Here is a 24,580-nt window from a genome sequence, read left to right as displayed (position 1 = left end):
AACAGGAGGGAATATGAGCAAATACGTGATGCTGTCGCTGTTGATGTTAACCTTGCCGTGCGCGTCGTCTTCCGTTTGGGCTGACGACGCCATGCCCGGCATGAACATGGATCATGGGTCGGCGGCCGGGCTCAGTAAGTCCAGCCAGGACTATATGGCCGCCATGCAGGACATGCATAAGGATATGGCGGAAGGGGTGAAAGCCCAAGACCCCGACGTCGCTTTTGCCCGCGGTATGATTCCACACCACCGGGGCGCTATCGCCATGGCGGAGACCGAATTAAAATACGGTAAGGACCCCCGGATGCGGCAGATGGCGGAGAGGGTGATTAAAGCGCAAAAAGCCGAGATCGATACCATGAACAACTGGCTGAAGGATCATCCCGATAAAGCGCGGTAATCGTTCCTTCTTGCATTTAGCGTCCAGGTTTGATAACTCTAGGTGGCCCGGGTGTTATCGGGAAGTCTTTTGGTCAACCCCCTAAATCTGACAAGTAAGCGAGGTGTTTATGAGTAGAGGTAAGGACAAGTCAGCCAAGAAGAGACCGGAGAAGACACTGAAGGAAAAGCGCGCGGACAAGAAGAGCAAGAAAGGGCTCGAAATCTGACCCTGCATTTTTTTCGCGACGTAACCCGGCAATGGCCGGGTTTTTTTATCCAGGGCTCGCAGGGTTAACGTTTTTATACGCAATTGGTTATACTGTCCTCGGTGCTCACTAACGGGATATTTGAACCATGAACGATGATATTTTTGAATTTGATATTGATGCCGAATTGGCCAAGGCGCAGGAACATGCCGAACAAAAAGCCAAGGAAGTGCCGGAAGCCTTTTCGGCAGAGGACGATTGTGAAGGCTGTAAAATTTAAGCATTTTTGTCCACAGCGCCTGACATTATGCCAGGCGCCTTCCCCGGTATGCTGGAAAGATCGCCCGCGGCATAATAAATTGGATAACGACGGGCATTTTGCCTACGCCGGGCAGTGTCGTGGTGATGTGCGATTAGTGTTGCTGATATTTAAAGTCGCCTGTAGAGACAAATGATAATTTCAAAAAATAAAATCTTAGCGACTTCCAAGAAGAGAGGCAGAAAAAAGGAATGGTATATCAATGCGTTATGGGGCGTGGTAAAAAAGCCCGCCGAAAAAAGCGGGCAACATTACTTCTTAAGTTACACCAGGGAAATTAATCTTACTTATACATAGTACGCTAAACTTGGGGAATTACTATTTATTTCAGTCATGTTTTAGCGTGTAAGCGGAAATTAAAATTGAATAACGATATGCTTATTTGAATATCACGTAATGAAGTGAATATTTAAAAGAGCAAAGACATTGATTTAATTAGCATCATGCAGTCTCGCTAATGCCGTGACCCGCGTGTGGCGTGAATTAAATTAATTCATTTGTAATAACACTTTTATCCAGAAATAGACAGGCCCTCGTCCGGGCGATCCTTGACCTTCCTGCTTAATAACGCAGCGGTGGCGTTAATGGCAATATTAGCGAGCAATCGTTACGGCACGCCTGCGGCGTGATGCCAAAATATTTTTTGAACAACGTCGTGAACTGTGATTGGGAGTTAAAGCCATAATCGAGGGCGATGTCCATGATTCTGTTGTCGCTATTGCGCAGGCGATAGACGGCTTCCGTCAATTTGCGCTCGCGGATATAACGACCGACGGCAATGCCGGTGGTCGCGCGGAACACGCCCTGCATATGCCATACCGAATACCCTGACCGGGCGGCGAGCTCAGGCAAGGCGATATCCCGGTCCAGATGATCCTCGATCCACTGCGCAAGGGCGGCGACCAGGGGTTCATTCGGTTTCAGTTCGCGCATAATCATTCTTTTCCGCCCGGACGATGACCGGTTTAGCACAAAGACAATAACGGGTTAATGGCACAGCCAGCCACATGATGAGCAGGGTATCACCGCGCATGACTCATCACCCTGCGGCATAACGAAAGCCGTTGGCGGGCAAACCGGGGGCCGCATGCCAGCGGCCCCGCTGTTTGCCGCCAGCCGCGACTATACGTCGCCGTTATTATCTTCCTCCACCGCATCATAGATGCGCTGCATAATATCGGGGAAAGCGGATTGCACCCGGCTCCAGCTCGGGATAAAGGGTTTATCGTTCGGGCGTTCGATAAAGGCTTGTCCGGCGTCAAGGATGCATTGCATAAACAATTCCACCGCCGCCTCCTCGCTGTGCTGGTCGAATTTCAGTCCGTTCATGATGGCGTCATGATGATAAAACTCCAGGATGTCCAGCGCATTGCGGTAATAGGTAGCCTTGAGCACCCGGAAGGAGTCGCTGGTTAAATTGACGCCCATCGTGGCCAGCTTACGGTACAGGGACTGGATAATATCGTTGCTCATGCGCTTAAGGCCGCCGGAGCCATCCTCTTCCGCCAGGGGCTGGTGCTTGTGGTCATAATTATCGGCGATTTCCACCTGGCAAATATGATTTGGCGAGTAGTTGCGGTAAATCTCGGACAATAACCCAATCTCCAGCCCCCAATCCCCCGGGATTTTCATATCATGCATGACGCGGGTGCGCATGGCGAATTCGCCGGACAGGGGATAGCGGAAGCTGTTGAGATAATCCAGGTACGGGGATTGGCCGTAGACGTTTTCCAGCGAACGCAGCAGCGGCCCCACCAGTAAGCGCACGACGCGCCCGTTCATCTTGCCGTTGGCCACCCGGGCATAGAAGCCTTTACAGAATTCATAACTGAATTTGGGATGGACCACGGGATACAGCAGCCGGGCCAGCATGCCGCGATCGTAGGTGACGATATCGCAATCGTGCAGCGCCACCGCCAGCGTACGATCCGACGCCAGCGTATAGCCGGTGCAGAACCAGACGTTGCGTCCTTTTCCCGGTTCGGTGGGAGAAAGTCCTTCTTTTTCCAGCTCGGCGTCAATAGCCTTTAACCGCGGTCCGTCATTCCAAAGAATGCGGTGATGCTGAGGCAGCCGGGAAAAAAAATCCCGGGCAAAAAGGAATTGATCGCGGTCGGCGCGATCCAACCCGATAACGATTTCCTCCAGATAGGGCACTTTGGCCAATTCATCAACGATATGGGCTAGCGCCGGTCCTTCAAGCTCAGAAAACAGCGACGGCAGGATCAGACCCATTTTGCGCTTTTTGGCAAACCCAAGCAGCTCTGTTTCTAACTCCTCGACCTTGCGATCGGAGAGGTTGTGAAAATTGGCGATAATTCCATTTTGATGAAAATCACTCATGCGTTTTCTCCCCAAGCTTTTTTTTTTCTTAAAATTGTTATCCGACTCTGATTAAGCCGAGGTAATAAAATAATCCATCCCTTCGCACCAGCCTTCCGGTCCATAGGCGTTGGTGCGATAAACATACCGCTGCTGCGGGCTGACGGTGACCGGCGTTTTCGTGTAACCCCGAATGATGACCGCATAGTCCACCGCGTCCAGCAGCGAAATATCGTTTGGCCCGTCGCCCAGGCCTATGGATTGCCACGGGCGGCCGTCCTGCTGACGATAGTGCTGCAAAAGCCGGCGCACCGCGGCGCCTTTGCTGCTGCCTTGCGACATCACGTGATAAAACCGTCCTCCCTGGGTCACCGCCAGGCCCTCCTTGGCCAGGAGGTCGGTAAAGTCGCGCAGCCGCTCGTCGCTTTCACGCCAGATAAAGGCCTCCGAGGCCTGCCGACGCTGCGCCAGCAGCGCGTCTTGGGCGGATAACCCGGTCCATTCGCCGACCAGCTTCTCATCAACGTCGCCGAAGCCGAAGAATTTGAAACCGTATTCCTGCCGCAGCCGTTCCATCGCCGCGCGTACCGCGGCATAGTCCTGTCCCATGATCCTGCCGGACAGTTCGCCGTCAAGCTGTAACAACGCGCCGTTTTCGGCAATAAATGGCGTTCCCGACAGCCCCATGCTCTCTTGCAGCGGCACAATCTCGGCGGTGGTCTTGCTTGAGCAAAACACCACGGGGATATGATGGGCCTTAAGCCTATCAAGCCAGGGCGCGGCAGGTTGCCAACTGTAGGTATGATGGTCGAGCAACGACCCGTCCAAATCGGTTATGACCACTAACGGGTCGGTGAGACTTGGCATGTTTTTCCCGCCTTTTTGACAGTTGTGGCAATGGGCTGACGTCATCTTATAAAACTGAGTATATACGAAGGATTGCCGCGGAAGCGGCAAATGTTCGCCGGATTCGGGTCAAGCTAACCGTGCCGATGTGCTGTAAAGCAGCATTTTTCCTAAAGTATCATTAAGAATAATCCTAAAAAATAGCGCGTAATACCGGCTGGGCCAGCGTGGAAAAATTGGGCGCAAAATCTAATTATTTTTAATAATCATATGAAAATAAACAATTATTATCGGGGAAGCCAGGTGTTTTTCATCGTGACGACCCTTTTTGGCGCGGTTGTGGCGCGTAATGCGATAGAGTAGCAACCATTATGTTACTTGCCAAATTAAGTGATGCCGCTACTATGGGCGGGTAATTTGATTTCCTAGTGTAACGAACTTTAAAATTCCTTATGCACCCCGCAAAGGAATATGCTTTTTTTTCGCCCGGCCTGATCGGCCGGGGTCTTTTTCTGTGTTTATCGCTGCCGCCAGGCCGCCATGGTCACCGATTGACTTCCGCCACGGTATAATCGCGTATATCCAGGTCATAGGCTTCCGCCAGGGCGCCGTAGGTGTTAAATTCGCGCCCGTCGGCCGTGACCATATGGGCGTGTTCATTGCTCTGGTGTTCATGTATTTCCCCTTGCGCCGCCTCCCTGACCGCCTGTAGCAACGCATCCACGTCTATACTTATTTCTCGCTGCAGCTGTTCATTGAATTCTTTGGCAAAGGCCATGATGTTTCCCCTCTGTGAAGACCAGCAAAAACGTGCCTGTTAAGTATAGCTTTTGCCGCGGGTTTGGATCGCCTTGCGTACGTTGGCCGGGGTGGAATAAATGTCCCGGCCGATCGGGTACGGGCTGACTGGACGGGGTGTTTTATACTAAACTAGCTATCGGGCATATTTAGAGGTAAGTCATGAAATTACACGATCGGGTGACGGTGAAAACCGATGGCGGGCCACGGCGTAAAGGCAAAATCCAGGCCATAGAAGAATTCAGCGAAGGGGTGATGTATCTGGTGGCGTTGGATGATTATCCTACCGCCATTTGGTTTTTTAACGAGACCAGCCATCCTGACGGCATTTTTGTTGAACCCTTGCTGGAGGAGCGCTAGTACGACGTAAAAAAACGGTATCAGGCGGCGCCCTGATACCGAAAAGCCCCCGCGCGCCCAGGCATTAAAGCGACGGGGCCTATGGTCAGCGTACGTTAACGTAAATGCCGTTGGTTACGGTGTCCGTCAGCCGCACGACGTGATAAATCACCTGCTTGTTATGAGTCTTGATTTTCCGCTTGATATTGCCTTTATGCGAAGAGACCGTCTTGGCCTTGATCTGCATGCGGTCCGATATCTGGATGGTGTCGTGACCGGACATCCACATGCGCAGCATATTGGATTCGGTCTGGCTTAACCGCACCGGGTTCAAATCCACCGGCGACTTGTGGGCGCCGTCATCCAGGCATTTATGTTTATTGCAGCCCGTAAGCAGCGAATTGAGCGTCTCGGGCTTAATCGATTTCGAGGTGATAATCAGGTTTTTACGCACAAACAGATAATCTTCAAAATGGATGTTGGTCATTGCCATAAAAATGAAAAACAGCGTATCGGGATGCTGGGTAATGATCTTTTTGATTCTATCCGTCGCATCCGGTTCATGGATAAAACACTCTTCATTCACAAAAACCACATCAGGCTTCACGCGCGTGCATTTTGTCTGCAACTGGCCGATATCAGCTACGATATTGATATTGCGCTTTTTTACACCGGTATCCGTCAAAAATCCGGTAAGACCAAGGCGGGTATAGCTGCATGAATCCATGATGATCGTTGGCATAGCGCACCCTCATTTAATTTGATTATCTGTTTTTAGCAACGATAAAATGCTTCTTATTGGCCTGTAGATTTCATAAAGCTTCACAGTTACCTAATGTTTTAACAACAATTCACAATTAAGTTCAACGATATTTTTTTGAGACCGCTCTCCCAAAAGTGAATCGATAAATTTGACTTAAGTCTAACGATGCACCGTTCAAGGCAGGTAACGCTTTTGCTGGCCGCCACGCGAAGGAACTGCGCACGTTTTGCCAAGCGGCAGGCGCTTCCGTTTAAAGGCAAGCGGTTTGTTCGGAAAATGATATTACAAATTAGTCAAAATAAACATAAGAAAAATTCATGGACTTTTTTGTATGATTTTTTATGTTCATGGCGGTTGACAATATGACGCCGATCTATGGCTATTTCAGATTTTTTCTATTAATAATTAATTACTTAAGTGATATGTGCGTATAAATGAAACTGATTATCGTTTATATTTGTCTGATTTTTGAGCAAAATGCCTTTTTTTTAGCCTTATACGTCAAGGCGTATTTAACTTTATATACAATTTTTGACTTTTCCGGGCCGCTTTTACCGCATTTAGGCCAGCAGAGACGCTATCATGAAATGGAACCTATCTATAACGTTGAAGTATTGCCTGCCATTGCTTGGCCGGGCGGGGCGTTTGCCGCCATTTATGACAGATCAAAAATTATTGTCTATACTAACTAAAGTGTTCACTGCCGCCCGAAGGACAGGTGGGACAGAAAGCATGCCTTACCGGCCATGCAAAAGCGTTTTCTTTGCGCCTTATGTTCCGCGATAACGCCAGCGCAGTTTCAAGGAGAACGACGATTTTAAAATTCACCTCAATGCTTCTCACTCCTTTGTTACCGCTTACCACTTGTCATCCGGGCTGCGCTAATGCGCTGTAGCGCAACCACTTATCCAGCGATGCGCCCGGAATGCTGCTCGCTCGCGGTAACAGGAGGATAACAGGTATGACAGACAGTGATTCGCTACCCCCGATACCCTTGGACACCTTCGCCTGTTTTTTTGATGTGGACGGCACCCTGGCTCCCATTGAAAAACGGCCCGAATTAGTGTCCATCCCCGATAATATCAAACAGACTTTATATGCCATCTCCAGCGTCGGCGGGGGCGCCGTGGCGCTGGTATCGGGCCGCTCCTTAACGGAACTCGACGCCCTCAGCGCGCCACTGCATGGCCCTGCGGCCGGCGTGCACGGCGCTGAACGCCGGGACGCGCGCGGAGAAATCCACCGCACCGACTTATCGCCGGAGCTGGCGATGAAGCTTGAACGGGAACTGACGCAGGCCATCGCCGCATTTCCCGGCTGCCATGTTGAAGCAAAAGGCATGGCCTATGCCTTGCATTATCGCCAGGCGCCGCAATATCAAGACGCGATCATGGCGGTGGCTGAAACCTTTGCCCGCCGTTATGCGGAACTGGCCCTGCAGCCGGGCAAATGCGTCGTGGAGCTCAAGCCGAAGGGCGTCGACAAAGGTGCCGCCATCCAGGCCTTTATGCAGGAAAGCCCTTTTGCCGGAAGAACGCCGCTGTTTATCGGCGACGACTTGACGGACGAAGCCGGATTTATCCAGGTCAACGCCCTGAACGGCATCTCAATAAAGGTCGGACCGGGCGCTACCGCGGCGCGTTATCATTTGGACGATGTTGGGCACGTTCATCTTTGGCTATTGTCATTGCTTAAACAACAAGATAATTATTCTATTAAAACCAAAAGCTCGGTTGGGGAGGATTTATGAGTCGCTTAATAGTAGTATCGAACCGTATTGCGGCTATGGAAGGTAAAAAAGAAAGCGCGGGCGGCCTGGCCGTCGGCATTATGGATTCGCTGAAGGACGCGGGCGGCTTATGGTTCGGCTGGAACGGCAAAATCAGCGAAGAAGAGCTTCCTTTGGAGAAACACCAGCAGGACAACATTACGTTTGCTGCGTTCACATTGAACCAAAGCGAATATGATCAATATTATCTCAATTTTTCCAATACCGTTATCTGGCCGGCGTTTCATTACCGCCTGGACCTGGTGCAATACCAGCGTGAGGATTATGACGGTTATTGCCATGTTAACGAGAAGCTGGCGGGACGTTTGCAGCCTCTCGTGGAAGACGACGATATCCTGTGGATCCATGATTATCATCTGTTACCCTTCGCCGCCGCCTGCCGCAAGCTGGGCATGACCAATCGCATTGGTTTTTTCCTGCATATCCCGTTCCCGACCTCGGAAATATTCAATGCCTTGCCGCCGCGAAAAGAATTGTTGGAAATGCTGTGCGAATATGATCTCATCGGTTTCCAGGCGGAAACCGACCGTTTGGCCTTTATTGAAAACCTGTCGCTGGTGACCGACGTGGAGCAACTGGATGAAGACCGCTTTGCCGCCTATGGCAAATCGGTCACGGTGCGCGTGTATCCCATAGGCGTGGAACCGGACAGTATCCGTGAACTGGCGGAAGGGGCGCTGCCGCCTAAGCTTGCGCATCTGCGGGATAAAATGAACGGCAAGCTGATTATCAGCGTGGATCGCCTGGATTATTCCAAAGGTTTGCCGGAGCGATTCCAGGCCTTCGAGACCCTGCTTGAGAACTATCCACAGCACCGCGGCAATATACGTTTTTTCCAGATAGCGCCCACTTCGCGCGGCGACGTCCAGGCCTACCAGGATATTCGTCACGAACTGGAGACGGAAGCCGGCAGGATTAACGGCCATTTTTCAACGCTGGAATGGACCCCGTTATTCTATCTTAACCAGCATTATGAACGCAGCCTGCTGATGAAGATTTTCCGCCATTGCGAAGTCGGCCTGGTCACCCCGCTGCGCGACGGGATGAACCTGGTGGCGAAAGAGTATGTCGCCTCGCAGGATCCCGCCAATCCGGGCGTACTGATTCTTTCCCGTTTTGCCGGGGCCGCCAATGAGCTTACCTCGGCGTTGCTGGTGAATCCTTATGACCGCGACGGTGTCGCCGCCGCCCTGGATAAAGCGCTCTGTATGCCGCTGGAAGAGCGCATTTCTCGCCATGCGGAAATGATGAAGGTGATTAATAAAAATGACATCGTACACTGGCGTCAATCGTTCCTGAATGACTTAAAAGCCGTTCCGGCCACCACGGCGGCGCATTAAAGCCTATCGTCCCGTACCCGCCGCCGCGCCCTTACGCTGGCCGGGGGCGGAGGGAACGGCATAGGTCCCGGCCAGCGGGACGCTTGCCCCGGGGTCCGTGACATAGCCCTGCTCAACGTATCGCCGCCGTAAACCCGGACCGGAATTACGGCGGCATTTTTGTAGCTGTATGATAACGTTATGCGTTATCACCCTTATTTTCCCTAACAGACGTGGACATAAATACCCGTCGCGGCGTTGCAAATCCCCTGGTATAAAAAACGATCTAAAATAAAGAGTTACTGCATATTTTGCGAATATTTTGATCAGTTTTATCTCAAGTTTTGAATAAGTATGCCGATGATAATCATACATGGCTATTTTGGGTTGTGGGCACGCCCTCATCCTTTTAACAGCCACATAAATGTTTACGTATCATTTCCCTCCCCAATCTCATTCCTTCCATTGTTAACATTCCCCTGTAAAATCGTTCATTTTTAATACAAAAGAATCTGACCCTGACGGGCAAAAGCCGTTGGTATGTTTCAATAATGTTATTGATGTATCCATGACGTTTATCCTGGAAAAACAGCATTAATACTGATGAATTTAATTTTAAAAGATATTTTAGGGTGCGAATTTGTTTTTTCGAATGATATTCTGTCAAAATCAATATGATCAGATGAATCCGCTGATTGTGCGGGGATTTTTGCTAAAAATTTGTTGCAATCTTTTTTTGTGTTCATTTTTTGATCAGCAATCACATCAGACCAGTAGCAATTCTGATCAAGTAAGCTAAATTTCTGTGATCTAGATCACACTTTATCTAAAATTTGCCCAGGGGTAGATTGTATGAACGACAGAATCGGCGTTAGAGTTGCGGCGCAATTAGGAATAATCTCACTAAATTGTAAAAATGTTTCACGGAAGAAACCTTAATGATTCATGTTAATTTTGGGCATATTTTACACCAAGAATATTTAACGGTACGGCTTTTATAATTAGCCGCTTCGATTACCGGACAATTTAAGTATGTACGGTATCGTTGATTTCATTAGCCACCCAGGGGAAAAATCCCCGGATACCGGGCGATATTTTATCACCCAAGTTATGTTTTTAAACATAGTCTAGAGGGATGGGAAAATGAATACGAGTGAAATACGTAAACATGTTTACGATATAAATTTATCATATTTATTATTGGCGCAGCGTTTGATCAACCAGGAAAAAGCGTCGGCAATGTTTCGGCTGGGGATTAACGATACCATGGCCGATGTTTTACTGAAACTGACCTTGCCGCAAATGGTTAAACTGGCCGAAACGAATCAGCTATTGTGCCTGTTTCGTTTTGACGATCACCAAACCATTACGCAATTAACGCAGGATTCCCGCGTGGACGAATTACAGCAAATCCACACCGGCATATTGCTATCTAGTCAACTACAGGAACGGCTGGCGGCAAAAGACAACCATCTGCCGAAGAAAAGGGCATAGCGATGGCCGGCAAAAGTATTGTCCAGGAAGCGAAGGATATTCAGCTGGCTATGGAGCTGATTACGTTGGGCGCCCGGTTGCAAATGTTGGAAAGCGAAACGCAGCTTAGTCGCGGTCGACTGATCAAATTGTACAAGGAGCTGCGCGGCAGTCCTCCGCCCAAGGGTATGCTGCCGTTCTCAACCGATTGGTTCATGACCTGGGAACAGAACATTCATTCGTCGATGTTTTACAATATTTTCCAGGTGTTGCTGCAAAACGGGCAATGCACCGGTGTTGAAGCGGTGATCAGGGCCTACCGGTTATACCTTGAGCAGTGTCCCCAGCAGGACGGTGAACAGCCGATACTGGCGCTGACCCGCGCCTGGACCCTGGTGCGGTTTGTCGAAAGCGGCATGCTGCAGCTAACCCCGTGCAGCCACTGCCATGGCCACTTTATCACTTATGCTCATCAGCCCATTTACGGGTTTGTCTGCAGTTTGTGCCAGCCGCCGTCCCGGGCGGTAAAAAGACGTAAACTTTTGCCGGTAGCGGCCGATATCAATACCAAGCTGCTGGATGAGCAGGCGCAGCATGCGGTGTGATGGGCAATCCTAACGGATGACGACATCCACGACGATATCCTGGCATAAGCTTGCCAAGACTGTCGTCGTTCGGTTTCCCGGATGTGCTGCGTGCAGGCCGACATCTTTTTACCGGGAGAACGGATGTGTTAGTGATAGTGGGATACCTTGTGGTAATGGGCGCCGTATTTGGCGGTTATGCCTTAGTCGGCGGCCATCTGGGCGCGCTGTATCAACCTGCCGAGTTTCTTATGATTGGCGGCGCTGGCCTTGGCGCCTTTATTGTCGGCAATAACGGCAAAGCGATCAGATTGACAATAAAGGCCTTCCCGCAGTTATTTCGTGGCTCTAAATATAACAAATCCCTCTATATGGACCTCATGGCATTATTATTCCGTTTAATGGCCAAGGCGCGCCAGCACGGAATGCTGGTACTGGAATTTGATATCGATTCCCCCAATGAGAGCGACATCTTTAAACTCTATCCGCGTATTCTTGCCGACAAACATCTGATGGACTTTATTACGGATTATTTACGCCTGATGATCGGCGGCAATATGAACGCGTTTGAAATTGAAACGCTGATGGATGAGGAAATCGAAACTTATGAGCATGAATGCGATATACCGGCCAGCAGTCTGGGGCAGGTAGGCGATTCGCTGCCGGCCTTCGGTATTGTCGCCGCGGTTATGGGGGTGGTGCACGCCCTTTCCGCAGCGGACCGCTCGGCCGTTGAGCTGGGTGCGATGATAGCTGAGGCCATGGTAGGTACCTTTTTAGGCATACTGCTGGCTTATGGTTTTGTCTCGCCGTTGGCGTCGCTGCTGCGGCAAAAGAAAGATGAAAGCACCAAAATGATGCAATGCATCAAAATTACTCTGCTCTCCAGTATCCATGGCTATGCGCCGCAAATCGCCGTGGAGTTTGGGCGAAAAACGCTGTTCTCCGCCGAGCGCCCGTCGTTCAGCGAACTGGAGGCGCATGTCAGGTTGGCCAGGGAACCGATTAAACAGCAGCCGGTGGAAGAGGATGCATGAAAAACCAGCCGATCATCGTGGTACGCAAACGGCGTGGGTCCAAACGCCATGCCGAGCACGGCGGCTCCTGGAAAATCGCCTATGCCGACTTCATGACCGCCATGATGGCGTTCTTCCTGGTGATGTGGCTGCTGGCCATCGCCACGCCAAAGGAGCGGGTTTCCATCGCCGAGTATTTCCGCACCCCGCTGAGCGTGGCGCTGACCGGCGGCAATCGCAGCAGTTCGGATACCAGTCCCATCCCCGGCGGCGGCGCGGATCCGACACGTCAGCAGGGCGATGTGCATAAGAACATTAACGATCTGTTGGACAAGCTGGAAAAGAAACGGCTGAACAAGCTGCGCGAGCGCCTGGACCAGCTTATTGAATCCGATCCGCGCCTGCGGGTGCTGCGTCCCCAGTTGCTTATCAATCTGGTGGACGAGGGGCTGCGTATCCAGATCCTCGATAGCCAGAACCGGCCGATGTTTGAAACCGGCAGCGCGCGGGTGGAACCCTATATGCGGGATGTGCTGCGCGGCATCGCGCCGATCCTCAATGATATTCCCAATAAAATCAGCATATCGGGGCATACCGACGCCGCCCCCTACGCCAATGGCGAACGCGGCTACAGTAACTGGGAATTATCGGCTGAACGCGCCAACGCGTCCAGGCGGGAACTTATCACCGGCGGGCTGGCGGAAGGCAAAATCCTGCGGGTGGTGGGCATGGCCGCCACCATGAGCCTTGCGCCGCAGCAGCCCGACGCGGCGATTAACCGCCGCATCAGCCTGCTGGTGCTGAATAAGCAAACGGAACTGAGCATTGCACATGAAAACGTGCAAAGCCAGGGGATGGAAATCAATAACTCGAAAGGATTAACGCAGCAGCCGTCATTTAAGGACGCTACCGATACGCCGCCGGTTCCGGACCCGGCGGCGCCGGGAACACCGGAATCGACGCCAGTGAAACCCGCGGCGCCGCCAGCGGCAGGGGAGCCGGCGGTAACCCCGCCAGGAACCGCGGAACCTGTGCCGTCCACCGCCCGGCAGACCAATGCCGGCGTCAACGCGGCGCCGGCGAGTTCATCATCCGGGGGACCGGCCGCAGCCCCGGCTACTTTGCCATCCGGGGCCTCCGTTCCGGCTGCCTCGCCGTTTAACGAACGTGATTCACAGCAGAGGTGATTTCGTGAGCATGGAATTAAGCGCTTTTTACCAAACTTTTTTTGATGAAGCCGCCGAACTGCTGGCGGATATGGAACAGCACCTGCTGGTACTGGATCCGCAAAATCCGGATAGCGAACAGCTGAATGCGATTTTTCGCGCCGCCCATTCGATTAAAGGCGGGGCGGGAACCTTCGGTTTTACGGTATTGCAGGAAACCACGCATTTGCTGGAGAACCTTCTGGACGAGGCGCGGCGGGGGGAGATGTCCCTCAGCACGGAGATTGTTAACCTGTTTTTGGAAACCAAAGATATCATGCAGGATCAATTAGATGCCTACAAAACGGCTCAGGAGCCTGATGCGGCAAGCTTTGCTTATATCTGCGAAGCGCTGCGCCAGCTGGCTTTGGAAGCTAAAGGCGCCGTGGCGCCGGCCGACGGCGCCGTCGCACAGGCGGCGGACAATGTCCAGCAGAACGCGGCGCCGCGTCCCGGTCAAACGGACGCGGCGGATGCTGCGCTGCGCATACGGCTTAGCGGCCTTAAAGCCAGTGAAATTCCGCTGATGCTTGAGGAACTGGGCAATCTCGGCACGGTGCTGGCTCACGAGGAAACGCCCGACGGCCTGAGCGCCAGCCTGCAAACCACGGTGAGCGAGGATGACATCTGCGCAGTGCTGTGTTTTGTGCTGGATGCCGATCAGATTCATTTTGACGCCGAGCCCGACGCCGCGACCGTAGCCGAAGCCCCCGAAGCCCCCGATGCCAACCCGTTGCCGGCCGCCGCCGGCCAGGCCCAGGTCGGCGAAATCGCGCACGCCGGCCACGCCGACAATGTCACGCCCATCAACGCCGCGGGCGCGCCGGCCAGACAGGCCGATACCGGCGCGGCACGAGTCAAACCCGCTGATACCAGTATCCGGGTGGCGGTAGAGAAAGTGGACCAGTTGATCAATCTGGTCGGCGAACTCGTGATTACGCAGTCCATGATTGCCCAGCGCGCCGGCGCGCTGGATCCGGTGGAACATAGCGATTTAATGATCAGCATGGGGCAATTGGAACGCAATGCCCGCGATCTGCAGGAATCGGTGATGTCGATCCGCATGATGCCGATGGAGTATGTCTTTAACCGTTTCCCGCGCCTGGTGCGGGATCTCGCCGCCAAGCTGGATAAGCAGGTGGAGCTGACGCTTGAGGGCAGTTCAACCGAGCTGGATAAGAGCCTGATCGAACGTATTATCGATCCGTTGACCCATTTGGTGCGTAATAGTCTCGATCACGGGATTGAGTCGCCGGATATCCGTACGGCGCTCGGCAAGCCGGCCGTCGGCAACCTGCAGCTGCGCGCCGAGCATCAGGGGGGCAACATTTGTATCGAGGTGATCGACGATGGCGCCGGCCTTAACCGCGAAAGAATTCTGGCCAAAGCGTTGTCCCAGGGACTGCCGGTGAGCGACAGCATGACCGACGAAGAAGTGGGCATGTTGATTTTCGCGCCGGGATTTTCCACCGCCGAACAGGTGACCGATGTTTCCGGACGCGGGGTGGGCATGGATGTGGTGAAACGCAACATTCAGGCGATGGGCGGCCATGTGGATATTTTGTCCCAGGCCGGCAAAGGCACCACCATCCGCATCCTGCTGCCCCTGACGCTGGCGATCCTGGACGGTATGTCGGTACGGGTAAACCAGGATGTGTTTATCCTGCCGCTGAATACCGTGATGGAGTCGTTGCAGCCGCAGGCGGACGATTTGCACCCGCTTGCCGGCGGCGAGCAGGTCTTGCAGGTGCGCGGCGAATACCTGCCGCTGGTGGAAATGCACCATTTGTTTGATATCAACGGCGCCAAGACCGATCCGACCCAGGGCATCGTGGTGATCCTGCAAAGCGCGGGGCGACGTTATGCCCTGCTGGTGGATCAGCTTATCGGCCAGCATCAGGTGGTGGTGAAAAACCTGGAAAGCAATTATCGCAAGGTACCGGGAATTTCCGCCGCCACCATTCTTGGCGATGGCAGCGTGGCGCTGATTATCGATGTGTCCGCACTACAGGCCCTGAACCGTAGTAAACGGTTGGCCGGTGCTGCTTAATTTATCTTATTTAGCCGACTGATTAAAAGGTGAAAACCATGGCAGGACTTGCAAGCGTCACCGCGCTGAACGGAGAAACCGTGGGTCAGGAGTTTCTGATCTTTACGCTGGGCGATGAAGAATATGGTATTGATATCCTGAAGGTACAGGAGATCCGTGGTTATGATCAGGTGACGCGGATCGCTAATACGCCGGCCTTTATCAAAGGCGTTACCAATCTGCGCGGCGTGATTGTGCCGATATTGGATCTGCGCATTAAGTTCGCGCAGTCGGATGTTATGTACAATGACAATACGGTCGTGATTGTGCTGAACCTGTACCAGCGGGTGGTGGGCATTGTTGTCGACGGCGTTTCCGACGTGCTGTCGTTGACCGCCGAGCAGATCCGCCCGGCGCCGGAATTTGCCGTGACACTGGCGACTGAGTATTTGACGGGCCTGGGGTCGCTGGGCGAACGGATGCTTATCCTGGTGGATATTGAGCGGTTGTTGAATAGCGAGGAAATGGCGCTGGTGGATAGCGTCGCCATGGCGTAAATAAGCCCCATTGGCACGCTCTCCCTTGAACACGTCTGCTTTAAGCGCGGTGTTGGCGGGCATACCGTGCCATGGGGCGCTCGGTCGGGCGGGAAAATCACGCCCGATTCGACCCCAGTGGCACGCTCTCCCTTGAACACGTCTGCTTTAAGCGCGGTGGTGGCGGGCATACCGCGCCATGGGGCGCTCGGTCGGGCGGGAAAATCACGCCCGATTCGACCCCATTGGCACGCTCTCCCTTGAACACGTCTGCTTTAAGCGCGGTGGTGGCGGGCATACCGCGCCATGGGGCGCTCGGTCGGGCGGGAAAATCACGCCCGATTCGACCCCATCGGCACGCTCTCCCTTTAACACGATTGCTTTAGGCCCGGTGCTGGCGGGCATACCGCGCCATGGGGCGCTCGGTCGGGCGGGAAAATCACGCCCGATTCGACCCCATTGGCACGCTCTCCCTTGAACACGTCTGCTTTAAGCGCGGTGGTGGCGGGCATACCGTGCCATGGGGCGCTCGGTCGGGCAGGAAAATCACGCCCGATTCGACCTCATAGGCACGCTCTCCCTTGAACACATCTGCTTTAAGCGCGGTATTGGCGGGCATACCGCGCCATGGGGCGCTCGGTCGGGCGGGAAAAACACGCCCGATTCGACCCCATTGGCACGCTCTCCCTTGAACACATCTGCTTTAAGCGCGGCGTTGGCGGGCATACCGCGCCATGGGGCGCTCGGTCGGGCGGGAAAATCACGCCCGATTCGACCCCATTGGCACGCTCTCCCTTGAACACGTCTGCTTTAAGCGCGGTGTTGGCGGGCATACCGTGCCATGGGCCTCGGTTGGGCAGGCCAATTCGACCCCATTGGCACGCTATTCCTTGAACAGGCTCGGTTTGGTACTGGGTGCTCGCGGGCCTGGCGCTAATTTCTGACGATAGCGGTAAAGTTTGGCGGTTGCCTGCCGATACAATTAGCACCAGTTGTAGTGGGAAAACAGGCATGTTTAACCGAATAAGAGTAGTGACCGGCTTAGTTCTTGTGTTGATAATTTTTTGTTTATTACAACTCTCCTCCGGAGGCGTGTTTTATCATTCGCTGAAACAAGATCAACACTATTTTGGCGTGTATCAGAATCTGCGTAAGCAGCAAACCGCGCTGAGCGCCAGTTGGGTTGCCCTGGTCCAGACCCGTAATACCCTTAACCGGGCGGCGGTGCGTTACCTGATGGACGAGAATAAAATGGGCAGCGGCGCAACGGTGACCGAATTATTATCCGAAGCGGTGGGGACCCTGCGGCGTTCGGAGCAGACCTTCGGTAATTTCATGGCGATGCCGCGCGAGGAAGGGCAGGACGAAGCCAATATTCAGGCCATGAAACAGCGCTATGATGCCCTGCACTCCGCGTTGGCTGAGCTCAATACCCAATTGAGCAACGGCAATATCGTTGATTTTTACGCGCAGCCTACCCAGGCGGTGCAAAATAATTTCGAGGATACCTATAGCCGTTACCTGGCCGGGAATATCCGCCTCTATAACGACGCGGTGGACATGAACCAGCAGTCCTATAACCAGTCCCTCGGCGTGCTGGGCGGTGTTCTGGTCATTTTTATTCTGATTTCCCTGTTGGTGTGGGTCGGCATCCGCCGCATCCTGCTGCATCCGCTGCGCTATCTGATAAGCCATATCCGCGGTATCGCCGCGGGCGATCTTACCCAGGCGCTGACATTAAACAGCCGTAATGAAATGGGCATGCTGGCGGAGAGCCTGCGGGATATGCAGCATGCGCTGACCGGCACCGTGCATACCGTGCGCCAAAGCGCCGACGCCATTTACAGCGGCGCCGGTGAAATCGCCGCCGGCAATAACGATTTGTCCGCGCGCACCGAGCAGCAGGCGTCGGCGCTGGAGGAAACGGCCGCCAGCATGGAGCAGTTGACCGCCACGGTGAAACAGAACGCCGAGAATGCCCGTCAGGCGCGGCAACTGGCTCTGAGCGCGTCGGAAACCGCGCAAAAGGGTGGCAAGGTGGTGGATAACGTGGTCACTACCATGCATGAAATTGCCGGAAGCTCGCAGAAGATAGCCGATATTACTGGTGTTATCGACGGCATTGCTTTCCAGACCAATATCCTGGCCCTGAACGCGGCGGTAGAGGCGGCGCGCGCCGGGGAGCAGGGGCGCGGATTCGCAGTGGTGGCGGGCGAGGTGCGCAGTCTGGCGCAGCGCAGCGCCCAGGCGGCGAAGGAAATCAAGGGACTGATTGACGATTCGGTTAATCGTGTCGACGTGGGTTCGGCGCTGGTGGAAAGCGCCGGCGAAACTATGTCGGAGATTGTCGACGCGGTGACACGCGTGACCGATATCATGGGCGAAATTTCTTCCGCGTCCGATGAGCAAAGCCACGGTATCGACCAGGTGGGCGAGGCGGTGGCGGAAATGGATCGCACCACGCAGCAGAATGCCGCCCTGGTGCAGCAGTCGGCCCAGGCCGCTGCTCAACTGGAAGCGCAGGCCGGCCTGTTGACCCAGGCCGTGTCGGTATTCCGGCTGGAGACGGCGGCGGCGCCCGCGACGGAAAAGGCGGTGGTCCCTGTGCCGCAAACGCCCTCGTCCGCGACGGCAAAAAAAACCACGGAAAGCACGTCGCAGGAAAATTGGGAAACCTTCTAACTACGCATTATATAAGCCACACACCGGCATGAGGTTAATGATGTTAACGCGTATACGGATTTCCACCAGCCTGATCATGATTGTTTTGATCTTTGGCCTGATGCAGCTGGTCAGCAGCGGACTCTCGTTTGAAAATTTCAGGCGCAGTAGCGAGAACTTTCATCAGGTAGAGGCGGACAACCTGAAACGTAACTCGCTGAGCATGAGTTGGTCGGAGATGCTGCAAACCCGTAATTCCCTGAACCGGGCGGCAACGCGTTTTGCGTCTTATACGCCGCTTGAGCAGATCCTGCCCCTGATGGCGGACGCCAAAAAAAGGCTGAGCCATGGGGAAGCGGTGTTTAAGGAATTCAACGCCTATCCGGCGGACAACGAAGCGGAGCAGGCGCTGCGCGTCAAGACCGTGAAGAGTTTCAAGGAATTCGACCAGGCGATGCATGAGGCGATAGAGATGCTGGACAACGGTAATGTCCAGGCCTTTATGGGCCAGCCCACGCAGAAGTTCCAGGATGCGTTCGAACTGCAGTACAACGCCTATATGACCCAGCTTTCCGGGGTGATTGGCGAAGCCAGCGAGGCAAATCGCATCGCCTATGGCCGTTCGGGCTGGATGCTGGGGCTGATGACCGGCATGACCGCGCTGCTGACGCTGGTGGCCCTGCTGTGGCTGAAACGTATGCTGCTGCGGCCGCTGGCCGTAATGAGCGGCCATTTCAACGCCATTGCCGGCGGCGACCTGGGTAACCGTATCGAGGTCAGCGGACGCAACGAAATCAGCCAGCTGTTTCATCAGTTGGAGACGATGCGCGATGAACTGGCGCAAACGGTGATGACCGTACGCCAGGGCACCGATGCCATGCTTAGCGGCATCCAGGAAATCGCCAGCGGCAATAACGACCTGTCGTCACGTACCGAACAACAGGCCGCGGCGCTTGAGGAAACGGCCAGCAGCATGGAGCAGCTGACCTCGACGGTGAAGCAGAACGCCGAAAATGCCCGCCAGGCCAGCAAACTGGCCAGCGATGCATCCAGCACCGCGCAAAAAGGCGGCACGCTGACCGGCAACGTGGTTAAACGCATGGCCGATATCGCCGTAAGCTCGCGCAAAATCAGCGATATCACAAGCGTGATAGACGGCATCGCCTTCCAGACCAATATCCTGGCGCTGAACGCGGCGGTGGAAGCCGCACGCGCGGGCGAGCAGGGCCGCGGGTTCGCGGTGGTGGCGGGCGAGGTGCGCAGTCTGGCGCAGCGCAGCGCCCAGGCGGCCAAAGAGATCAAGGGGTTGATTGACGAGTCGGCGACCCGGGTACAGCAGGGATCGGAGCTGGTGGCCTCCGCCGGTGAAACCATGGATGAAATCGTGCGTTCGGTGGCCCGTGTCACCGATATCATGGGTGAAATCGCCTCGGCGTCGGATGAGCAAAGCCGGGGCATTGAACAGGTCGCCACCGCCGTCAATCAAATGGACGCGGCAACCCAGCAGAATGCGTCGCTGGTGGAACAATCAGCCGCCGCCGGCCATGCGCTGGAATCACAGGCGGAAGCATTAATGCAGGCGGTACGGGTATTCAGGCTAACGCAGCATGAGCTGCAGGAAAACCAGGATGAACCAATGGCTTCAGACCTCAGCACCCGGCAACTCGGGTCCATAACCTAACGCCAAACGCAAGCGCGGCGCAGCGAGAAACCCTATGTCAAACCAAGCTGAAATTGCCGCAAAATGGTCTAACTGGGCACAACAGGTGCCCTTATCCGATGTGCATTTCCAGCGCATCTGCCAATTGATCTACCAGCGGGCCGGCCTTGTGCTGGCCAGCCATAAGCGGGAGATGGTGTATAACCGCCTTGTCAGGCGGCTGCGTACGCTGAATATAGCGGACTTCGGCACCTATCTGGCGCTGCTGGATGCCGATGTCAAGGGGCCGGAGTGGGAGATATTCGTCAATGCGCTGACGACCAATCTGACGGCCTTTTTCCGTGAACAGCACCATTTCCCGGTGTTGGCGCGGCACGCCAAGGAGCGGCCGGGACCCTACAGCGTCTGGAGCACCGCGGCTTCCACCGGCGAGGAGCCTTATTCCATCGCCATGACGCTGATGGAAACCCTGACGGGTTCGCTGGCGCAGGTGTCGGTTATCGGCAGCGATATCAATACCCAGGTGTTGGACAAAGCCCGCGCCGGCGTGTACCGCCATGAAGAACTGCGCGGGCTGAGCACCGTGCAGCGGCAGCGGTTCTTTCTGCGCGGCACCGGTCCCCATGACGGGCTGGCGCGGGTCAGGCCCGAACTGAACGCCATGGTGCGGTTTCAGTACCTGAACCTGCTGGCGGCAGAGTGGGCGTTGCCCGGGCCTTTCGACGCGATATTTTGCCGTAATGTAATGATTTATTTTGATAAGGAGACGCAGGAGCGCATTTTGCGCCGCTTCGCGCCGTTGCTGAAGCCCGGCGGGTTGCTGTTTGCCGGCCATTCGGAAAATTTTAGTCAGATAAGCCAGGATTTCAAGCTGCGCGGACAAACGGTCTATCAGCTTACTAAGGAAAGAATATGAGAAAAATCAGAGTGCTTTGCGTAGATGATTCCGCGCTGATGCGCCAATTAATGACTGAAATCATTAATGGTTTTCCCGATATGGAAGTGGTGGCCACCGCGCCCGATCCGCTGGTGGCCCGCGATCTGATTAAAAAATTAAACCCGGAAGTGCTGACGCTGGATGTGGAAATGCCGCGCATGGACGGGCTGGATTTCCTGGAAAAACTGATGCGCCTGCGGCCGATGCCGGTGGTGATGGTGTCGTCACTGACCGGGCGCGGCTCGGAAATCACCCTGCGGGCTTTGGAGCTGGGGGCGATTGATTTTGTGACCAAACCCCAGACCGGCCTGCGCGACGGCATGCTGGCCTATAGCGAAGCCATTGCCGAGAAGATCCGCACCGCCTCCCGCGCCAGGCTGCCGCAGCGGCGCTCGACCGATGCCGCGCCGATCATCCATGTCCCGCTGCTGAGCAGCGAGAAGCTGATTGCCATCGGCGCGTCCACCGGCGGAACGGAGGCGATCCGCCACGTTCTGGAGCCGTTGCCGGCCAATAGCCCGGCGCTGCTGATTACCCAGCATATGCCGCCGGGATTTACCCGCTCCTTTGCCGAACGGTTGAACAAGCTTTGCCAGATAACGGTAAAGGAAGCCGAGGACGGCGAGCGGATATTGCCGGGGCACGCCTACATCGCACCCGGGGCCCGGCATATGGAGCTGGCCCGCAGCGGCGCCAACTACCAGATCCGGCTGCATGACGGCGAGCCGGTCAACCGGCACCGCCCATCGGTGGACGTCCTGTTTCATTCGGTGGCGCAATTCGCCGGGCGCAACGCCGTCGGGGTGATCCTGACCGGCATGGGCAATGACGGCGCCGCCGGCATGCTGGCGATGCGCAACGCCGGCGCCTATACCCTGGCGCAGGACGAGTCCAGCTGCGTGGTGTTCGGCATGCCGCGCGAGGCGATTGCCATGGGCGCCAGCAACGAAACCGTGCCGCTGCATCAGATGAGCCAGAGAATGATGGCGCAAATCAGCAGCGGTCAGGCATTACGTATTTAGCGGCCCGCGAGCGGGTTACATGTTAATAACAGGAGTAGGTATGGCGGACAAAGAACTCAGGTTTCTGGTGGTGGACGATTTCGCGACAATGCGTCGCATCGTCCGTAACCTGCTAAAGGAACTTGGCTTTAACAATGTGGACGAAGCCGAGGATGGCGTCGACGCTCTCACCAAGCTGCGCGCCAACAAGATTGATTTTGTCATTTCCGATTGGAATATGCCGAATATGGACGGACTGGCCCTGCTGCAGAATATCCGCGCCGATGGCGCGATGGCCGCGCTGCCGGTGCTGATGGTGACCGCGGAAGCCAAGAAGGAAAATATCATTGCCGCCGCGCAGGCGGGCGCCAGCGGCTATGTGGTTAAGCCGTTTACCGCGGCGACACTGGAAGAAAAGCTTAATAAGATCTTCGAAAAGCTGGGGATGTAATCAGGAGGGGATATGAATAATACACCGACCATGCCGAATGTTAACGCCACCGCCACGGATATCATCTCCCGTATCGGACAATTGACGCGTATGCTGCGCGACAGCCTGAAGGAACTGGGCCTCGACCAGGCCATCGCCCAGGCCGCCGAAGCCATCCCCGACGCCCGCGACCGGCTGGATTATGTGGTGCAGATGACCGCCCAGGCGGCTGAGCGCGCGCTGAACTGCGTCGAGGCGGCGCAACCACGGCAGACCGCCATGGAACGTGGCGCCAAGGGGCTGACCACCCGTTGGGACCAGTGGTTCGACAGCCCCATTGAACTGGCCGACGCGCGCGAGCTGGTGACCGATACCCGGCACTACCTGGCCGAGGTGCCCGGCCATACCGCCTTTACCCATGCCCAATTGCTGGAGATCATGATGGCGCAGGACTTCCAGGATCTGACCGGCCAGGTGATCAAGCGCATGATGGATGTGATCCAGGAAATAGAAAAGCAGCTGCTGATGGTGTTGCTGGAAAACATGCCGGAGCCGGCGAAGGGCAAACGCGCCAGCGACGGCCTGCTCAACGGCCCGCAGCTTGATCACAGCGTCGACGGCGTGGTGGCCAACCAGGGCCAGGTGGACGACCTGCTCGACAGCCTCGGTTTTTAAATCCTTTCTCCCGGCCCGGACCGTCGTCCGGGCTACGCCTATGCGCCAAATAACCGTCGCTTTAACGCGCTGTTCCCGCCATCGGTCCGGGCGTAATTTGTCATGCTGGTAAGATAATGCCCATGGCAAAACGCATTCGGGAACAGTGATGGCGGAAGACAGCGATCAGGAAAAAAACGAGGCCCCCACCGCCCACCGGTTGGATAAGGCTCGTGAAGAGGGACAGATCCCCCGATCGCGTGAATTAACCTCGGTATTGATGTTGGTGACCGGGCTGGCCGTGTTATGGATGGGCGGCGAGCCGCTGGCGCGTCAGCTGGCGGCGATGCTGGCCCAGGGATTGCGCTTTGACCACGGTATTATCAGCGACGACCGGCAAATCCTGTTCCAGGTGGAATCGCTTATCGGCCAAACCGTCTGGGCGCTGCTGCCGGTGTTTGCCGGACTGGTGGTGATGGCGCTGGTAGCGCCGTCGCTGCTGGGCGGGGTGATGTTTAATCCCGGCTCGATAAAATTTGATTTAAAAAAACTTAATCCGCTGCCGGGCCTGAAACGGGTGGTATCCGCCCAGTCGCTGTCGGAGCTGTTCAAGGCCATTCTGAAAGCGTTGCTGGCGGGGTGGGTCACCGGCTGGTTCCTGTGGCATAACTGGCCGCGCATGCTGCATCTGGTGCTGGAATCGCCGATCGCGGCGCTGGGAGATGCCCTGGGCCTGATCGCCACCTGCGCGCTGATGGTTATCCTGTCATTTATTCCCATCGTGGCGTTCGACGCCTTTTGGCAACTGTGGAGCCATGTCAAGAAGCTGCGCATGACCCGCCAGGAAATCCGCGACGAGTTCAAGGACCAGGAAGGGGACCCGCACGTCAAAAACCATATTCGCCAGCAGCAGCGCGCCATGTCGCGCCGGCGCATGATGCGCGACGTGCCGGCGGCGGACGTTATCATCACCAACCCGACCCATTACGCCGTCGCGCTGCGTTATGAAGACAGTAAAATGAGCGCGCCGAAGGTGGTGGCCAAAGGCGCCGGCGACATCGCCATGCGCATCCGCGCGCTGGGGGAAACCCATCATGTGCCGATGCTGGAGGCGCCGTCGCTGGCCCGCGCGTTGTACCGGCACAGCGACATCGGCGAGGCCATTCCGGCCCAGTTGTACGCGGCAGTGGCCGAGGTGCTGGCCTGGGTTTACCAGCTCAAGCGCTGGCGCAGCCAGGGCGGCCTGATTCCGAAAAAACCTGAACATTTACCGGTGCCGGCGGCACTGGATTTTGCCCACGAGAAAGAGTGA

24 protein-coding genes are annotated in these 24,580 nt (G+C 55.1%); 19 read left to right on the top strand and 5 right to left on the bottom strand.

Going from position 1 to position 24,580, the window contains the following annotated elements; genetic code table 11:
• The first annotated feature begins 13 nt into the window (after positions 1 to 13).
• Both ACL2XG_RS06105 and ACL2XG_RS06100 read left to right on the top strand, forming a co-directional pair.
• Positions 14 to 400 (top strand): DUF305 domain-containing protein, encoded by a 387-nt coding sequence (locus tag ACL2XG_RS06105; RefSeq protein WP_410015432.1) that lies wholly within the window; start codon positions 14 to 16, stop codon positions 398 to 400.
• 335 nt (positions 401 to 735) lie between these two features.
• Positions 736 to 867 carry a hypothetical protein gene (locus tag ACL2XG_RS06100; protein WP_410015431.1) on the top strand — a complete coding sequence of 44 codons (132 nt, stop codon included), beginning with the start codon at positions 736 to 738 and terminating at the stop codon, positions 865 to 867.
• A gap of 600 nt (positions 868 to 1,467) precedes the next feature.
• Here the strand turns inward: ACL2XG_RS06100 and ACL2XG_RS06095 are convergent.
• The 4 genes from ACL2XG_RS06095 to ACL2XG_RS06080 all read right to left on the bottom strand — a co-directional run bounded on the left by ACL2XG_RS06095 (position 1,468) and on the right by ACL2XG_RS06080 (position 4,852).
• Positions 1,468 to 1,839: a helix-turn-helix domain-containing protein gene (locus tag ACL2XG_RS06095; protein ID WP_410015430.1), complete on the bottom strand. Its 372-nt coding sequence runs from the start codon at positions 1,837 to 1,839 to the stop codon at positions 1,468 to 1,470.
• A gap of 189 nt (positions 1,840 to 2,028) precedes the next feature.
• Positions 2,029 to 3,249 carry a glycosyl transferase gene (locus tag ACL2XG_RS06090; RefSeq protein ID WP_410015429.1) on the bottom strand — a complete coding sequence of 407 codons (1,221 nt, stop codon included), beginning with the start codon at positions 3,247 to 3,249 and terminating at the stop codon, positions 2,029 to 2,031.
• 51 nt (positions 3,250 to 3,300) lie between these two features.
• Positions 3,301 to 4,095 carry a mannosyl-3-phosphoglycerate phosphatase-related protein gene (locus tag ACL2XG_RS06085; RefSeq protein WP_410015428.1) on the bottom strand — a complete coding sequence of 265 codons (795 nt, stop codon included), beginning with the start codon at positions 4,093 to 4,095 and terminating at the stop codon, positions 3,301 to 3,303.
• Between the two features lie 523 nt (positions 4,096 to 4,618).
• Entirely contained in the window at positions 4,619 to 4,852 is a 234-nt protein-coding gene (locus ACL2XG_RS06080; RefSeq protein WP_410015427.1) for a DUF2525 domain-containing protein, read from the bottom strand.
• A gap of 182 nt (positions 4,853 to 5,034) precedes the next feature.
• Here ACL2XG_RS06080 and dsrB point away from each other — a divergent pair, with 182 nt between their 5' ends.
• The gene (gene dsrB, locus ACL2XG_RS06075) at positions 5,035 to 5,232 is read left to right on the top strand and encodes a protein DsrB (protein WP_410015426.1); all 198 of its coding nucleotides are present in this window, start codon (positions 5,035 to 5,037) and stop codon (positions 5,230 to 5,232) included.
• Between the two features lie 85 nt (positions 5,233 to 5,317).
• Here the strand turns inward: dsrB and rcsA are convergent, their stop codons facing one another.
• Positions 5,318 to 5,953, bottom strand: coding sequence for a transcriptional regulator RcsA (rcsA, locus tag ACL2XG_RS06070; protein WP_410015425.1), 636 nt, complete (start codon positions 5,951 to 5,953; stop codon positions 5,318 to 5,320).
• A 455-nt stretch (positions 5,954 to 6,408) separates the two neighbouring features.
• Here rcsA and ACL2XG_RS06065 point away from each other — a divergent pair, with 455 nt between their 5' ends.
• The 16 genes from ACL2XG_RS06065 (at position 6,409) to flhB (ending at position 24,580) form a co-directional block, all read left to right on the top strand.
• On the top strand, positions 6,409 to 6,666 hold the full coding sequence (locus ACL2XG_RS06065) for a hypothetical protein (RefSeq protein WP_410015424.1): 258 nt from the start codon (positions 6,409 to 6,411) through the stop codon (positions 6,664 to 6,666).
• 269 nt (positions 6,667 to 6,935) lie between these two features.
• Positions 6,936 to 7,724, top strand: coding sequence for a trehalose-phosphatase (gene otsB, locus ACL2XG_RS06060; RefSeq protein WP_410015423.1), 789 nt, complete (start codon positions 6,936 to 6,938; stop codon positions 7,722 to 7,724).
• Positions 7,721 to 9,103 (top strand): alpha,alpha-trehalose-phosphate synthase, encoded by a 1,383-nt coding sequence (gene otsA / locus ACL2XG_RS06055; RefSeq protein WP_410015422.1) that lies wholly within the window; start codon positions 7,721 to 7,723, stop codon positions 9,101 to 9,103. The genes otsB and otsA overlap by 4 nt, the downstream gene beginning before the upstream one ends.
• Positions 9,104 to 10,225: 1,122 nt before the next feature.
• Complete coding sequence (gene flhD / locus ACL2XG_RS06050) at positions 10,226 to 10,576, top strand: flagellar transcriptional regulator FlhD (RefSeq protein ID WP_410015421.1); 351 nt, start codon at positions 10,226 to 10,228, stop codon at positions 10,574 to 10,576.
• 2 nt (positions 10,577 to 10,578) lie between these two features.
• Positions 10,579 to 11,160 (top strand): flagellar transcriptional regulator FlhC, encoded by a 582-nt coding sequence (flhC, locus tag ACL2XG_RS06045; RefSeq protein WP_410015420.1) that lies wholly within the window; start codon positions 10,579 to 10,581, stop codon positions 11,158 to 11,160.
• Positions 11,161 to 11,285: 125 nt separating this feature from the next.
• The gene (gene motA, locus ACL2XG_RS06040; RefSeq protein ID WP_410015419.1) at positions 11,286 to 12,176 is read left to right on the top strand and encodes a flagellar motor stator protein MotA; all 891 of its coding nucleotides are present in this window, start codon (positions 11,286 to 11,288) and stop codon (positions 12,174 to 12,176) included.
• Positions 12,173 to 13,342 carry a flagellar motor protein MotB gene (gene motB / locus ACL2XG_RS06035; protein WP_413722604.1) on the top strand — a complete coding sequence of 390 codons (1,170 nt, stop codon included), beginning with the start codon at positions 12,173 to 12,175 and terminating at the stop codon, positions 13,340 to 13,342. Before motA ends, motB begins: the two co-directional genes overlap by 4 nt.
• A gap of 10 nt (positions 13,343 to 13,352) precedes the next feature.
• Positions 13,353 to 15,410 (top strand): chemotaxis protein CheA, encoded by a 2,058-nt coding sequence (gene cheA, locus ACL2XG_RS06030; protein WP_410016568.1) that lies wholly within the window; start codon positions 13,353 to 13,355, stop codon positions 15,408 to 15,410.
• 38 nt (positions 15,411 to 15,448) lie between these two features.
• Positions 15,449 to 15,946 carry a chemotaxis protein CheW gene (gene cheW / locus ACL2XG_RS06025; RefSeq protein WP_410015417.1) on the top strand — a complete coding sequence of 166 codons (498 nt, stop codon included), beginning with the start codon at positions 15,449 to 15,451 and terminating at the stop codon, positions 15,944 to 15,946.
• Positions 15,947 to 16,936: 990 nt separating this feature from the next.
• On the top strand, positions 16,937 to 18,607 hold the full coding sequence (locus ACL2XG_RS06020) for a methyl-accepting chemotaxis protein (protein WP_413722605.1): 1,671 nt from the start codon (positions 16,937 to 16,939) through the stop codon (positions 18,605 to 18,607).
• A gap of 40 nt (positions 18,608 to 18,647) precedes the next feature.
• Positions 18,648 to 20,267 (top strand): methyl-accepting chemotaxis protein, encoded by a 1,620-nt coding sequence (locus tag ACL2XG_RS06015; protein ID WP_413723429.1) that lies wholly within the window; start codon positions 18,648 to 18,650, stop codon positions 20,265 to 20,267.
• A gap of 34 nt (positions 20,268 to 20,301) precedes the next feature.
• Positions 20,302 to 21,162 (top strand): protein-glutamate O-methyltransferase CheR, encoded by an 861-nt coding sequence (gene cheR / locus ACL2XG_RS06010; RefSeq protein WP_410015415.1) that lies wholly within the window; start codon positions 20,302 to 20,304, stop codon positions 21,160 to 21,162.
• Positions 21,159 to 22,205, top strand: coding sequence for a chemotaxis response regulator protein-glutamate methylesterase (locus ACL2XG_RS06005; RefSeq protein WP_410015414.1), 1,047 nt, complete (start codon positions 21,159 to 21,161; stop codon positions 22,203 to 22,205). The genes cheR and ACL2XG_RS06005 overlap by 4 nt, the downstream gene beginning before the upstream one ends.
• 40 nt (positions 22,206 to 22,245) lie before the next feature.
• The gene (gene cheY, locus ACL2XG_RS06000; RefSeq protein ID WP_410015413.1) at positions 22,246 to 22,635 is read left to right on the top strand and encodes a chemotaxis response regulator CheY; all 390 of its coding nucleotides are present in this window, start codon (positions 22,246 to 22,248) and stop codon (positions 22,633 to 22,635) included.
• Positions 22,636 to 22,647: 12 nt separating this feature from the next.
• Complete coding sequence (cheZ, locus tag ACL2XG_RS05995; RefSeq protein ID WP_413722606.1) at positions 22,648 to 23,289, top strand: protein phosphatase CheZ; 642 nt, start codon at positions 22,648 to 22,650, stop codon at positions 23,287 to 23,289.
• Between the two features lie 148 nt (positions 23,290 to 23,437).
• A complete protein-coding gene (gene flhB, locus ACL2XG_RS05990) occupies positions 23,438 to 24,580 on the top strand; it encodes a flagellar biosynthesis protein FlhB (RefSeq protein ID WP_413722607.1) in 1,143 nt (380 codons plus the stop codon).

The sequence above is a fragment of the Sodalis sp. RH24 genome, assembly GCF_047324145.1.
Lineage (GTDB): Bacteria > Pseudomonadota > Gammaproteobacteria > Enterobacterales > Enterobacteriaceae > Acerihabitans.
Note: the sequence above shows the minus strand (reverse complement) of the source record. Positions and strands in the feature narration are given on the sequence as shown.